The 13,109-nt window shown below is 62.1% G+C and carries 11 protein-coding genes and 1 pseudogene; 11 read left to right on the top strand and 1 reads right to left on the bottom strand.

Features of this window, described 5'->3' with window-relative positions; genetic code table 11:
* Positions 1-10: 10 nt before the first annotated feature.
* From HCZ87_RS06440 to HCZ87_RS06410, 7 genes are all read left to right on the top strand, one after another.
* Positions 11-1,027, top strand: coding sequence for a TRAP transporter substrate-binding protein (locus tag HCZ87_RS06440; protein WP_167642947.1), 1,017 nt, complete (start codon positions 11-13; stop codon positions 1,025-1,027).
* A gap of 56 nt (positions 1,028-1,083) precedes the next feature.
* Positions 1,084-1,635: a TRAP transporter small permease subunit gene (locus tag HCZ87_RS06435; protein ID WP_167642946.1), complete on the top strand. Its 552-nt coding sequence runs from the start codon at positions 1,084-1,086 to the stop codon at positions 1,633-1,635.
* Positions 1,632-2,948: a TRAP transporter large permease subunit gene (locus HCZ87_RS06430; protein ID WP_167642945.1), complete on the top strand. Its 1,317-nt coding sequence runs from the start codon at positions 1,632-1,634 to the stop codon at positions 2,946-2,948. The genes HCZ87_RS06435 and HCZ87_RS06430 overlap by 4 nt, the downstream gene beginning before the upstream one ends.
* Positions 2,949-3,262: 314 nt before the next feature.
* Positions 3,263-4,828 (top strand): alkaline phosphatase, encoded by a 1,566-nt coding sequence (locus HCZ87_RS06425; RefSeq protein WP_167642944.1) that lies wholly within the window; start codon positions 3,263-3,265, stop codon positions 4,826-4,828.
* A 224-nt stretch (positions 4,829-5,052) separates the two neighbouring features.
* Complete coding sequence (locus tag HCZ87_RS06420) at positions 5,053-6,483, top strand: aldehyde dehydrogenase family protein (RefSeq protein ID WP_167642943.1); 1,431 nt, start codon at positions 5,053-5,055, stop codon at positions 6,481-6,483.
* Positions 6,484-6,533: 50 nt separating this feature from the next.
* Positions 6,534-6,968, top strand: a complete 435-nt coding sequence (locus HCZ87_RS06415) for a VOC family protein (protein ID WP_167642942.1) — start codon at positions 6,534-6,536, stop codon at positions 6,966-6,968.
* 4 nt (positions 6,969-6,972) lie between these two features.
* Positions 6,973-8,394, top strand: a complete 1,422-nt coding sequence (locus HCZ87_RS06410) for an amidase (RefSeq protein ID WP_167642941.1) — start codon at positions 6,973-6,975, stop codon at positions 8,392-8,394.
* On the opposite strand, the gene HCZ87_RS06405 is transcribed toward HCZ87_RS06410, so the two are convergent.
* On the bottom strand, positions 8,391-9,092 hold the full coding sequence (locus tag HCZ87_RS06405; protein ID WP_167642940.1) for a GntR family transcriptional regulator: 702 nt from the start codon (positions 9,090-9,092) through the stop codon (positions 8,391-8,393). The genes HCZ87_RS06410 and HCZ87_RS06405 overlap by 4 nt on opposite strands.
* A 150-nt stretch (positions 9,093-9,242) precedes the next feature.
* On the opposite strand from HCZ87_RS06405, the gene HCZ87_RS06400 reads away from it, so the two are divergent.
* The 4 genes and pseudogenes from HCZ87_RS06400 to HCZ87_RS06385 form a co-directional block, all read left to right on the top strand.
* Positions 9,243-10,910: an amidohydrolase gene (locus HCZ87_RS06400; protein WP_167642939.1), complete on the top strand. Its 1,668-nt coding sequence runs from the start codon at positions 9,243-9,245 to the stop codon at positions 10,908-10,910.
* Positions 10,894-11,985, top strand: a complete 1,092-nt coding sequence (locus HCZ87_RS06395) for an ABC transporter ATP-binding protein (RefSeq protein ID WP_167642938.1) — start codon at positions 10,894-10,896, stop codon at positions 11,983-11,985. Before HCZ87_RS06400 ends, HCZ87_RS06395 begins: the two co-directional genes overlap by 17 nt.
* A 3-nt stretch (positions 11,986-11,988) precedes the next feature.
* The gene (locus HCZ87_RS06390) at positions 11,989-12,900 is read left to right on the top strand and encodes an ABC transporter permease (RefSeq protein ID WP_167642937.1); all 912 of its coding nucleotides are present in this window, start codon (positions 11,989-11,991) and stop codon (positions 12,898-12,900) included.
* Positions 12,890-13,109 (top strand): annotated as a pseudogene (locus tag HCZ87_RS06385) (spermidine/putrescine ABC transporter permease PotC); the annotation flags it as partial. The gene HCZ87_RS06390 and the pseudogene HCZ87_RS06385, both read left to right, overlap by 11 nt.

The following is a 13,109-nucleotide window of genomic DNA, read 5'->3' as shown; positions in this document are numbered from 1 at the left end:
GGAGACCTCGATGACCTACAAGACCCTGCTCACCAGCGCGCTGGCCCTTGGCCTGACGGCCATGGCCGCCACCGCACAGGACTACAGCTTTCGCTTTCAATCGTCCGATCCGGCGGGCAACCCGAATTTCGAGTTCCAGCAGGGCTGGACCGAAACGCTGAAAGAGATGAGCGACGGCAATGTTGTCGTCGAGCTGCTGCCGGTGGGCTCCATCGTCGATTACAAGGAAACCCAGGATGCCGTGGGCGCGGGCATCATCGACGGCCATATCACCGACACGTCCTATTTTGCGGGCAAGGACCCGGCCTTTGGCCTGATCGCCAACCCGGTCGGCGCCTGGTCCGACCCCGCCGAGATGATCGACTTTGTCGAGAACGGCGGCGGTGCCGAGCTGATGAACGAGCTTCTGAACCCCTATGGGCTGGAATTCATCGGCGTCTCGACCCCGGGGCTGGAGGCTTTTGTCTCCAAAGTGCCGCTGGATGGCGTTGCCGACCTTGAAGGGATCAAGGTGCGTAACCCGGAGGGGTTGATCGCCAATGTCTTCCGCGCTGCGGGCGCCGCGCCCGTGAACCTGCCCGCCTCCGAGGTCTATACCTCGCTCGACAAGGGTGTGATCGACGCTGCCGACTATTCGGTCTTCTCGGTCAACCAGGAGGTGGGCATGAACGACGTGGCCCTGCACCCGGTCTATCCCGGTTTCCACTCGTTGCCGCTTGTTGAGGTCTCGATGAACAAGGCCAAATGGGACGCGCTGCCCGCAGAGGTGCAGGAGATGTTCCGCGCGTCGATCAAGGATTTCCAGCAAACCCAGATCAACGCCCTGCAAGAGCGCGATCTGGCGGCGATCGAAGCGGCCAAAGCCTCGGGTGCGGTGACCATCCACGATTGGCCCGCCGAGGAGCGCGCCAAGTTCCGTGGCATCGCGCGCGGTGAATGGGAAAAGGTCGCAAGCCAGTCCGAGATGGCGCAGAAGGTCTATGACGGCCTGAACGCGTATCTGGAATCCAAGGGCCTGATCAAGTGAACAAAACCGGGGCGGGCGGTGTGACCCGCCCCGGATTTTGAGCGGGGAGGAAAAACATGAGTGATTTGTCCATGCGCGCGGCGCCCGAAGCGGGCCGCCTTGGGCGCATCATCGACAAGGGGGGCTATGTCTTTGCGGCGGGCATCGTGCTGGCTGCCGGCATTTTGCTGCTCGAGGTCTTCCTGCGCTATGTGTTCAACAGTCCGACGCTTTGGGCACATGAGACCACGACCTTTCTGTGCGGTCTCGCCTTCCTCTATGGCGGGTTGTTCTGCGTGTCGCGCAACAGCCATATTCGGGTTGTGCTGATCTATGACGTGATCGGGCCGCGCGGCAGGCGGTGCCTGAATGTCGCCATTTCCCTCCTGTCGCTGATCGCCTCTGGGTTCTTCGCCTTTGCCTGCTGGATCATGGTGTCAAAGTCCTTCTGGACACCGTCCGGCGCCTTTCGCATGGAAACCTCCGGCTCTGCCTGGAACCCGCCGACGCCGGCGCTGGTCAAGGGCTTCTTGCTGCTCATGTTGATCGCCATGGCGGTGCAGTTCCTGATCCTCGCCCTCAACTACCTGCGCGCCCCGGTCGAGCGCGCCTCGGAGAATGACGCATGAGTGCCCTTCTCGATTTCGCGGCCATCGGCATCGGGCCGCTGACGCTCTGGATGTTTGGCCTGATGGTCACGCTGCTGTTGACGGGAATGCCCTTGGCCTTTGTCACATTGCTGGTGGCGCTGGTCTTTGCGCTCCTGGGCTATGGCACCATGGCGGTGCCGATCATCACCTCGCGCATATACACCTTTGTCGAAAGCTTCGTCTTTGTTTCGGTGCCGATGTTCGTGCTGATGGCGGCGCTGTTGGACCGATCCGGGATTGCGCGCGACCTCTTTGACGCGATGAAGCTGATCGGCGGGCGCTTGCGCGGTGGCGTCGCGGTGCAAACGATCTTTGTCGCGGTGGTGCTGGCCGCGATGTCCGGGATCATCGGCGGCGAGATCGTCCTGCTGGGCATGATCGCGCTGCCGCAGATGCTGCGGCAGGGCTATGACCGCAAGCTGGCGATCGGCGTGGTCTGCGCCGGTGGCTCTCTGGGCACGATGGTGCCGCCGTCGATCGTGCTGATCATCTACGGGCTGACGGCCAATGTGTCGATCGGAGACCTGTTCACGGCGGCCTTTATTCCCGGCTTCATGCTGGCGATGTTCTACGTGATCTATATTCTCGTGCTGTCCTACGGCCGCCCGAATATTGCACCGCCACCTGATCCGGTGCCTATGCCCGCCGCGGAAAAGATCAAGCTGCTCAAGGGGCTGGTCCTGCCGCTGCTGGTCGTCTTCTTTGTGCTGGGGTCGATCTACGCCGGTATTGCCTCGGTGACCGAAGCCTCGGCTGTCGGGGTAGGCGGGGTGCTGCTCTCGACCCTCCTGCGCGGGGAGTTCTCGCTGAAAATGCTGCGCGACAGCGCCATGCAAACCCTGGCCACGGTCGGCATGATCGTCTGGATCGGCATCGGCGCCACGGCGCTTGTCGGGGTCTATAACCTGATGGGCGGCATTCGTTTCATCTCCGAGCTGATGACGGGGATTTCCGACAATCCAACCGTGATCGTGCTGGTGATGATGGCCATCCTCTTTGTTCTCGGGGCCTTTCTCGACTGGGTCGGGATTGCGCTTTTGACGATGCCGATCTTCGTGCCGATCATCAAGACGCTCGGCCTCGACCCGGTGTGGTTCGGGGTGCTGTTTGCGATGAACATGCAGGTGAGCTTCCTGTCGCCGCCCTTTGGCCCGGCCGCCTTCTACCTGAAGTCCGTGGCGCCACCGGATATATCGCTGGGCGAGATTTTCCGTGCGTTGCTGCCTTTTATCGCGCTGCAAATCCTCGCGGTCGGCTTGCTGGTGGCGTTTCCGGGTCTCACCGGACGCTAGCAGCCCCGGCCTCGGGCATGGCGCAACAGCCGCGTCGGGGGGGGCTGTCGCCGGCCTGGGCAGGACGCCCGGGCCACCGGCCCGCCCGCTGCGCAAGGCCGCTTGCTAGGGTCGCAAGAGGAAGAGAGCTACGCGGCCAAGAGGGAAGCAACGGTCGCTGGACGGAGCGCGCGCAAGCGGCGCGGTGGAGGCTGGATCGCCCCGCTCGGCGGTCGTTACAAAACCATAGCGAACTCTTCATCCAAAACGAGATCTGTTTTTACATTCCTGCGGTCTGAGGATGGCACCCATCCTTACTTAGACAGGAAATTCAGATGTCTTCTTCTCGTTTTCTCCGTCCCAGCCGCCGCGCCTTTCTGGCTGGCGGCACCGCATTCACCGCCGCGCTGGCGGCACCCTCGCTGTCACGCGCTTCGGCGCGTCCGATGTTCACCCATGGCGTTCAGTCGGGCGATGTCGGCACCTCCTCGGGTATGATCTGGACCCGCACCGACCGTCCCGCCAAGGTGATGATGGAAGTCTCCACCACCGAGAGCTTTGCCAATGCCCGCCAGCTGGCGCCGATGTATGCCGACCCCAATGGCGACTTTGCTGTCAAGCGCATGGTGGAGGGGCTGCCCTCCGATCAGGATATCTTTTACCGCTTCGTGGCGGCGGATCTGAACGACCTTCAGGCCAGCTCTGACCCGATCGTCGGCCAGTTCCGCACCGCGCCGACCGCGCGCCGTGACATCCGCTTTGCCTGGTCCGGCGACACCGCCGGTCAGGGCTGGGGGATCGACGATGAAGGCATGCGCACCTATGCCACCATGGCGCATCACAAGCCGGATTTCTTTATCCATTCGGGCGATACCATCTATGCCGATGGCGCGATGCAGGACGAGGTGGTGAAGGATGGCGAGCTGATCTGGAAAAACACCACCCTGATCGACGAAAAGCGCAAAGTCGCAGAGACGCTCAACGAATTCCGCGGCCAGTGGAAATACAACCTGATGGACGAACACGTGCAGGCGATGAATGCGCTCTGCCCGACCTTCTTCCAGTGGGACGACCATGAGGTGGTAAACAACTGGTCCGATTCCAAGGATCTGACCGCCGATGACCGCTACACGGAGAAATCGGTGCATGTGCTGGCCTCGCGCGCGGCGCGGGCCTTCCACGAGATGACCCCGATCAGCTACACCCCGGCAGAGCCCGGTCGCGTCTATCGCAAGATCGCCTATGGCCCGATGCTGGACGTGTTCTTCCTTGATCTGCGCAGCTATCGCGCGGGCAATGATCTCGGCCTGCAAGAGGATCCGAAGGATCCGGCGACCACGCTGCTGGGGGCCGAGCAGATCGCCTGGCTGAAGCGCGAGCTGACCAACTCCACCGCGACCTGGAAGGTGATCGCCTGCGATATGCCGCTGGGTCTGGTGGTGCGCGATGGCGACTATGTCGAAGCCGTCGCCAATGGCGACAATGGCACCCCCAAGGGCCGCGAGTTCGAGATCGCCGACCTGCTGCGCTTTATCAAGACCGCCAAGATCGAGAACACCGTCTGGTTCACCGCCGATGTGCATTACACCGCGGCGCATTACTACAACCCCGACAAGGCGGCGTTTCAGGACTTTGATCCATTCTGGGAATTCGTCTCCGGCCCGCTGCACGCCGGCACCTTCGGCCCCAACGCCCTCGATGGCACCTTTGGTCCCGAGGTCAAATTTGTGAAGGCGCCGACCGCCGAGCAGGGCGCCAACCTGCCGCCCTCCGCCGGTCTGCAATTCTTCGGTCTGGTCGATATCGACGCCAAGACCCAGCAGATGACCGTGCGCCTGATGGATCGCGCCGACGAGGAGCTGTGGAAGATCACCCTGGACCCCAAAGGCGTCAGCATCTGATCTGACGACCCGATTTCCGGTCGTCCCTAGAAGAGAGTCGGCCCGGGGCACATATGCTGCCCCGGGCCGATTGGTTTGTCCTGCATTGCGCAAGTGCCTAAAAAACATCCACTAATTTAGGGGGCTGGCATCACCACCTTCAAAAATACAAAATCGTATACAATGATGTTGATTGCCTTCCTCAAACTGGCTAGCCTCCCCATAACACCAACCGGAGACCCGAGATGCGACTGGATCAAGCCTATATCGGCGGCGCATGGCAAAAGACCCAAGCCGTAGCTGAACACGAGATCATTAACCCCGCAACTGGCACCGCAATCGGCACGCTTGCCCTAAGCGGCGCCGAGGATGGCGCGCGCGCGGTTCAGGCCGCAAGCGCGGCTTTTGATGCCTGGGCAGAGACCTCCGTGGCCGAACGCAAGGCGGTTCTGGAACGGGTTCTGGCCTGCTATGAGGCGCGCGCAGAGGATCTGGCCGTGGCCATGACCCGCGAGATGGGTGCGCCGGCAACGATGTCCGCCGCCGCACAGGTCGGGGCTGGCAAGGGCCATCTGAAAGACTTCATCAAGGCCATCGAAAAGGTCCATTGGATCAGCACGCCCGACGTCGGCGATGGGTCGGACCGGATCATGATGGCGCCGATGGGCGTTGCTGTGTTGATCACGCCGTGGAACTGGCCGATGAACCAGATCACGCTGAAGGTCGGCGCGGCGCTGGCGGCGGGTTGCACCATGGTGCTGAAACCCTCGGAGCTGTCGCCCCTCTCGGCGCAGGTCTTTGCCGAGATCATGCATGCGGCAGAGGTGCCCGCAGGCGTGTTCAACATGGTCTTTGGCACCGGGCCGGACCTGGGCGAAGCGCTGGTGCGCCACCCCGATGTCGCCACGGTGTCGCTGACCGGATCGACCCGCGCCGGGGCCGCTGTCACCCATGCCGCCGCCGATGATATCAAACGCGTCAGCCTGGAACTGGGCGGCAAAGGTGCCTGCCTCGTTTTCTCCGATGCGGATCCGGTGGCCGCAGGGCGGGAGACCGCGGTGTCGATGTTTCGCAACACCGGCCAGTCCTGCAACGCACCCTCGCGCATGCTGGTCGAGCGCAGCGTCTATGATCAGGTCGTCAAGGCGGCCAGCGATGTGGCGCAATCCCTGAAGGTTGGCGATCCCGAGGACGCCGCCACCGATATGGGGCCACTGGCGAACCTCGCGCAGTATGAACGGGTCAAGAGCTTCATGGCGAAGGGCAAGGAAGAGGCCCGGCTGGTCACCGGCGGCGGGGCCGCTGACGAGGGCGGCTTTTTTGTGGAGCCGACCGTTTTTGCCGATGTGACCAATGACATGACCATCGCCCGCGAGGAGATTTTTGGTCCCGTCCTGTCGATCATCCCCTTTGACACCGAGGCCGAGGCCATCGCCATGGCGAACGACAGCCCCTATGGGCTCGCGGCTTATCTCTGGACCACGGATGCTGCGCGCGCACAGCGCCTGTCACGTAAATTGCGCAGCGGCATGGTGCGGCTCAACGGCACCGATATTCCCTTTGGCGCGCCCTTTGGGGGCTTTGGCCAGTCCGGCATTGGCCGCGAGGGCGGTGTCTGGGGCATTGAAGAATTCCTCGAGGTCAAGGCCGTCAGCGGTTGGATCGAGGAGGCATAAACCTGGAGTAAGATCCCCCTCAACCCTCTGATAAGTTTAGGAAACACGATATGCACTATTTGCACACGATGGTTCGGGTCACTGATATTGACACGTCTTTGGCGTTTTACTGCACCCTTCTGGGGCTACGCGAAACCGAACGCATCAGCAGCGAAGAGGGCCGCTATACAAATGTGTTTCTGCGCGCCGAGGGGGATCTGGACAGCAGCCGCGAAGGCCCGGAGCTGGAGCTGACCTACAACTGGGACCCGGAGGACTATACCGTCGGTCGTGGCTTTGGGCATCTGTGTTTCGAGGTCGATAATATCTACGAGACCTGCCAGCGCCTGATGGATGGCGGCGTCACCATCAATCGCCCGCCCCGCGACGGCTATATGGCCTTTGTGCGCTCGCCCGACGGCATTTCCATCGAGCTGATCCAGACCGGCGACAAGCTTGCGCCACAGGAGCCCTGGGCCTCGATGGCCAATACGGGCAGCTGGTGACAGCATGACAGAGCTTTATAAACTGAGCGCGGTTGCGCTGGTGCAGAAACTCAAGGCCGGTGAGGTCACCCCGACCGAGGCAGTGAACGCCGCCTTTGACCGGATTGCTGCGGTCGAGGATGACATCAAGGCCTTGCCGACATTGTGCAAGGACCGCGCCCTGGCCGCCGCAAAGGCGGTTGAGGCCATGGGCGACGTGCGCAAGGACGATCCCTCCTGGCTGGCGGGTCTGCCGATCGCAATCAAGGATTTGAACGATGTGGCCGGGGTGCGCACCACCTATGGCTCGCCGATCTATGCCGACAATGTGCCGGATCGCTCGGATTTCATGGTGGAGCGGCTGGAGGCCAATGGCGCCATCGTCATCGGCAAATCCAACACGCCGGAATTTGGCGCGGGCGGCAATACGTTCAATCAGGTCTTTGAGCCCACGGTGACACCCTGGGATACCCGCATGACCGCCAGCGGCTCCTCCGGTGGATCGGCGGCGGCTTTGGCGGCCGGTGAGGTCTGGCTTGCCAGCGGGTCCGACTATGGCGGATCGCTGCGTACACCGGCGGCGTTTTGCGGCATTGTCGGGCTGCGCCCCTCGCCGGGGCGCGTGGCCAATGGGCCGAATCCGTTTCCCTTTGATACCGTTGCGGTCGAGGGGCCGATGGGTCGCACCGTCAGCGATGTGGCGTTGATGATGGATGCAATGGCAGGCACCCACCCCGGCGATCCGCTCGCGCTGCCCGCCCCCGCGATCCCGTTTTCCGAGGCCGCGCGGCCCGACGACCGCCCCCGCCGCGTCGCCTATAGTCGCGATCTGGGCGTCTCGCCGGTCCACAAGGACGTGGCCGATGCCTGCGACAAAGCGGTGGAACACCTGGTCAAGGCCGGCTGGGAGGTCACCGAGGAGATCCCCGATTTTTCCAAGGCGATGGAGACCTTCCACGCCATCCGCGCGGCCAGTTTCGCGGCGGGCAAAGGCCCATCGGTTCAGGCCCAGCCAGAGATGTGGAAGGCCGACAATATCTGGAACACCGAACGCGGCCTGACCCAATCCGGCGCGGTATTGGCAGAGGCCGAGCGTCAGCGCGGGATCCTGTTTCAGGCTATGGTGGCGTTCTTTGAAACCCACGATCTGCTGCTTGCACCCTGTACCTGCATGCCGCCTTTCCCGGTCGAAATCAGCAGCCCCAAAGAGCTGAACGGCTATGTTTTCAAGGACTATATGGACTGGTTGCAGCTGACGTCGATGCTGTCGATCACCTCCTGCCCGGTGCTGTCGCTGCCTGTCGGCCTGACGCCCGAGGGCTTGCCGGTCGGCCTGCAACTCTGCGGTCCGCCGCGTGGCGATCATGCGGTTCTGGCGGCGGCCTACCAGCTGGAACAGATGCTCGGGCTGGACAAGGCCGTCCCGATCGACCCGAGACGCAGTTAATCGGAGCGAACCGTCATACCATGGATGCCCTGACGCCGCCGCAACACAGTAAGGATGTTCTCTCGCGAGTCCTCCACGTGGCGGCGGGTCAGGGCGATGGCGTTTTCTTCGTCGCCCCGGCAAATGGCCTCGACGATAACGCGATGTTCGTCACGGGCGTCGCCAAAGGTGTCCATGTGGCTGACGTCCAGCCAGATATAGGCCTGACAGCGGTCAAGGATGCCGTCCAGAAGATCGCAGAGCAGACGGTTGCCGCCAAGGTCCGCGATAACGCGATGCAGGTCGATGCCGATCTGCATTTCGCGCAGATCATCCTCGATCGAGCGATCAGGGAGCGCGGCGAGCCGGTCGCATTCGTCGATAATGGCGTTCAGGGCGGCGCGACCGCTGTCGTCGATGGCGCGGCAGGCCAGTCGTGTCGTCTCAGATTCAAGCAGGTCGCGCACGTCGAACGCTTCGTTCACCGTCTCCATGTCAATGGTCATGACCGAATAGCCGCTGCGGGGGCGCGGCAGCACAAAACCATCGCGTTCAAGGCGGTTCAACGCCTCGCGGACCGGGGTGCGGCTGACCTTGAGCCGCTCCGCCAGATCGGCCTCCGCGACCCGGGACCCATGCGGCAATTGCCCGGTGACGATCAGCCTCTTGATCGCCTCATAGGTGGTTTGCCGAAGGTTGCCGTGATTTTGAACGCTCATTGGGCGACTTTCTGATCCAAAGGTAACTATTTGGCCTAACCCAAGAGTAATCAGTTGACAAGTGTGATGCCCACCGAAAACGTATACAAAAAAGAATCCACAAAACAGGGAGAAGCGGCGCTTTGGGGGAACCCGGGCGTCCCAAAAAGAATGAAAGCAGATATTATTGTCACCGGTGCGCATGCACTGACGATGGACCCGGAGAACCCAAAAGCCTCTGCCGTTGCGATCGCCGATGGGCGCATCCTGGAGGTCGGCTCTGACGATGCGGTGATGGCTCATGCCGGGCCCCAGACGCGGATCGTTGACGCCAAGGGCGGCTCGTTGCTGCCCGGTTTCATCGAGGCGCATATGCATCTCTTTGGCGGCGGCGCCTCGCTCAAGCACCTGAAACTGACCGGCACCAAAGGCTTTGACGCGATCTGCGAAAAAGTCCGCGCCCAGGCCGCAGCCAACCCCGATGCCAAGGTGGTCTATGCCGAGGGGGTCGATTACGACATGCTCGGCGACGGGCAGCTCTTTGACCGGCATGTTCTGGACCGGATGATCTCGGACCGCCCGCTGGCCTTTGTGTCCTTTGACTATCACACCATGTGGGCCAACACGCTGCTGCTCAAGGAAACCAGCCTGCTGCATGGCAAGGAACTCGGCCCCGGCAACGAGATTGTCATGGGCGAGGACGGGCTGGCCAATGGCGAGCTGCGCGAGGCCGAAGCCTTCAGCCCGGTCGATTTCTATTCCGGCGAGCATCGCAGCAGCCTGGGCCTCTCCACCGGTGGCGAACCTGATCCCGCCCCGACGCCCGAGGAACGCGCCAAGGACAAGGCCGACCTGCTGGCCGGTCTGGACTGGTGTGCGCAACATGGCATCACCTCGATCCACAATATGGACGGCAACCTCTATACGATGGAGCTTCTGAAAGAGATCGAGGCCGACGGCGATCTGACCTGCCGCATCAAGGTGCCGTTCCACTTCAAGAACTTCATGGATGTGGACATGCTCGAAAAGGCCTCGATGATGCATGAGACCTATACGGGCGATTGGATCAACTCCGGCCTGGTCAAATGCTTCTGCGACGGCGTCATGGAGGGCTACACCGGCTATTTCCTGGAGGACTACGCCGACCGCCCGGGCCATCGCGGCGAGCCATTGTTTACCGAAGAACAGATGACCGAAATGATGGTCGAGGCAGACCGGCGCGGCTTGCAAATCGCGGTGCATTCCTGCGGGGATGCGGCGGTGCGCCAGGTGCTCAACGGCTATGAGGCCGCGGCAAAGGCCAATGGCGAACGCGACGCTCGCCACCGGGTCGAGCATGTGGAACTGATCCACGAAGACGATATTCCGCGTTTCAAGGAAATCGGCGCCATCGCCTCCATGCAGCCTCCGCACCCCCCGGGCGCGATGGATTTCCAGATCGAACCCGCGAAATCCCGGCTTGGCGCGGATCGCTGGCATCTGGCCTTCCCCTGGCGGCGGATGATCGACGCGGGCGCGCATGTGCCGTTCTCGTCGGACTGGCCGGTGGCCCGGATCGACGTTCTGGCCGGCATTCACGCCGCCCTGACCTGGAAACCCTGGGAGCCGCATCTGCCCGATCACACCGTCACCCTGCAAGAGGCGCTGGCCGGCTACACCATCGAAGGCGCCTATGCCGAGCACGCCGAAGACCGCAAGGGCATGTTGAAAAAGGGCTATCTCGGGGATCTCGTGCTGTTGTCGGCGGATATCGAGGCAACTGCGGTCGAGGACATCCCGGCCATGAAACCGGTCATGACAATCTGCGGCGGAAAGGTGACCCATGAAATCGGAAACTGATTTTACCCAGCCCTCCGTCGCAGCCGAAGGTGTCGTCAAGAAATTTGGCACCTTCACCGCGCTGAAACGGGTCGATCTGACGATCAATCAGAACGAATTCTTCACGCTGCTTGGCCCCTCGGGCTGTGGCAAGACAACGCTTCTGCGGCTGATTGCGGGGTTTGAGTCCCCCACCGAGGGCGAAATCAAGCTGATGGGCGAAAACATCGCCACGCTGCCGCCCTTCAAACGCCCGATCAACACGGTGTTCCAGAACTACGCGCTGTTTCCGCATATGACGGTCAGCGAGAACATCGGCTTTGGTCTGAAGATGCTGGGCAAGCCGCGGGCGGAGATCGCCGCCCGCGTCAAGGAAATGCTGGCGCTGGTCCAGCTGGAGGCCTTTGCCAAGCGGCGCACCGGGCAGCTGTCCGGTGGTCAGCAGCAACGGGTGGCGCTGGCCCGGGCGCTGGCGCCCTCGCCGCGGGTTCTGTTGCTGGACGAGCCGCTCTCGGCGCTGGACTACAAGCTGCGCAAGGAAATGCAGGTCGAGCTGAAACGCCTCCAGACCGAAACCGGGATCACTTTCATCTTTGTGACCCACGACCAGGAAGAGGCGCTGACCATGTCGGACCGCATCGCGGTCCTGAGCGCGGGCGAAGTGCTTCAGGTTGGCGATGCGCGGGCGATCTACGACCGGCCCGCTGACCGCTTTGTGGCGGATTTCATCGGCGAGGCGAATTTCATCGCGGGCACCATCGAGTCCCGCGATGGGGCGCAGCATCGCGTCACTCTGGACGGCGCAACCCTTTCTGCAACGGGCGATGTGGATGTCGCCCCCGGCACCGCCGTCACCCTCATGATCCGGCCCGAACATGTGCAGGTCAGCACCGAGGCCAGCGCCAACGCCCTGCCTGCACGGCTGGAGCGCACGGTCTTTCTTGGCACGGATACGCATTACTATCTGCGGCTGCACAACGGCGAGCCCTTCATCGCCCGCGAACAGAACCGCTCGGCGGCGACAGCGCCGCTGGAGCCCGGCGCCGATGTCTACATCGTGGTCGATCCGCAATCCGCGCGTTTGTTGAAGGACTGAGCGATGTCCGAGACACCAGAACAGTCCCAAGATACCCGCCGTCGCTGGCTTTTGTCGGCGCCGGCGATCCTGACGATCCTCCTGTTTGCGGCTGGGCCGCTGATCGTCGTGCTGCTGTTCTCCTTCATGGAGCGTGGCGACTACGGTGGCGTGAAATTCGGGCAATTCTCCACCGAAGGCTGGCTAAGTGTGATCTACACCAAGGATATCTTTGACGATTCCCTGGTCTTTGCCGACGCCAACCTGGCGATCTTCTGGCGGTCGCTCAAACTGTCCCTGATGACAATGAGCGGGGCGCTGCTTGTCGGTTTCCCGACCGCCTATTTCATCGCCACCCGACCGGCCAAGTCCCGCAATATTTGGCTTTTCCTGATCACGATCCCGTTCTGGACCAACCTGTTGGTGCGGACCTTCGCGATCATGGATCTGATCCGCAACACCGGCCATATCAACAATATTCTGATCGGTATCGGTGTGATCGACGAGCCGATCCAGATGCTCTTCACCGATGGGGCTGTGCTCTTTGGCCTGATCTACGTCTATCTGCCGCTGATGGTGCTGCCGATCTATGCAAGCCTTGAAAAGCTGGATCTGCGGCTGGTCGAGGCGGGCTATGATCTCTACGCCAACCGCGCGCAGGTGCTGCGCCATGTCATCCTGCCCTCCTGCCGTCCCGGCATCATCGCCGGATGCATCCTGGTGTTTATCCCATCTATCGGCGCCTATGTGACGCCGCGCGTTCTGGGCGGTGGCAAGAACATGATGATGGGCAATTTCATCGAACTCCAGTTCGGACAGGGGCGCAACTGGCCGCTTGGCTCTGCCCTGTCGATGACCCTGCTGTTCATCGTGATGATCCTGCTGATCGTCTACGTGCGTCAGGACGGGAAGAAAGGCGAAACAGATGGCCACTAGAACCAAATCCTTCAACCTGCGCCGGATGCCGGGCTTTGCGCCTGTCGCGCTTGCGATCTTTGTCATCCTTTATGCGCCGATCGTCTCGCTGGTGGTCTATTCCTTCAACGCGGAATCCTCGGTCGGGGTCTGGGGTGGCTGGTCGCTGCGCTGGTACGTCAGCGCCTGGAACAACGAGACCATCCAGCGTGCCGCGTTCAACTCGGTGC

The sequence above is a fragment of the Phaeobacter sp. HF9A genome (assembly GCF_011806385.1).
Lineage (GTDB): Bacteria > Pseudomonadota > Alphaproteobacteria > Rhodobacterales > Rhodobacteraceae > Epibacterium.
This window is presented reverse-complemented; position numbering and strand designations above follow the sequence as displayed.

Bases quoted from the DNA above. Each gene is read 5' to 3' on its own strand.
- HCZ87_RS06440 (WP_167642947.1), top strand. From the start codon at position 11: ATGACCTACAAGACCCTGCTCACCAGCGCGCTGGCCCTTGGCCTGACG.
- HCZ87_RS06435 (WP_167642946.1), top strand. From the start codon at position 1,084: ATGAGTGATTTGTCCATGCGCGCGGCGCCCGAAGCGGGCCGCCTTGGG.
- HCZ87_RS06430 (WP_167642945.1), top strand. From the start codon at position 1,632: ATGAGTGCCCTTCTCGATTTCGCGGCCATCGGCATCGGGCCGCTGACG.
- HCZ87_RS06425 (WP_167642944.1), top strand. From the start codon at position 3,263: ATGTCTTCTTCTCGTTTTCTCCGTCCCAGCCGCCGCGCCTTTCTGGCT.
- HCZ87_RS06420 (WP_167642943.1), top strand. From the start codon at position 5,053: ATGCGACTGGATCAAGCCTATATCGGCGGCGCATGGCAAAAGACCCAA.
- HCZ87_RS06415 (WP_167642942.1), top strand. From the start codon at position 6,534: ATGCACTATTTGCACACGATGGTTCGGGTCACTGATATTGACACGTCT.
- HCZ87_RS06410 (WP_167642941.1), top strand. From the start codon at position 6,973: ATGACAGAGCTTTATAAACTGAGCGCGGTTGCGCTGGTGCAGAAACTC.
- HCZ87_RS06405 (WP_167642940.1), bottom strand. From the start codon at position 9,092: ATGAGCGTTCAAAATCACGGCAACCTTCGGCAAACCACCTATGAGGCG.
- HCZ87_RS06400 (WP_167642939.1), top strand. From the start codon at position 9,243: ATGAAAGCAGATATTATTGTCACCGGTGCGCATGCACTGACGATGGAC.
- HCZ87_RS06395 (WP_167642938.1), top strand. From the start codon at position 10,894: ATGAAATCGGAAACTGATTTTACCCAGCCCTCCGTCGCAGCCGAAGGT.
- HCZ87_RS06390 (WP_167642937.1), top strand. From the start codon at position 11,989: ATGTCCGAGACACCAGAACAGTCCCAAGATACCCGCCGTCGCTGGCTT.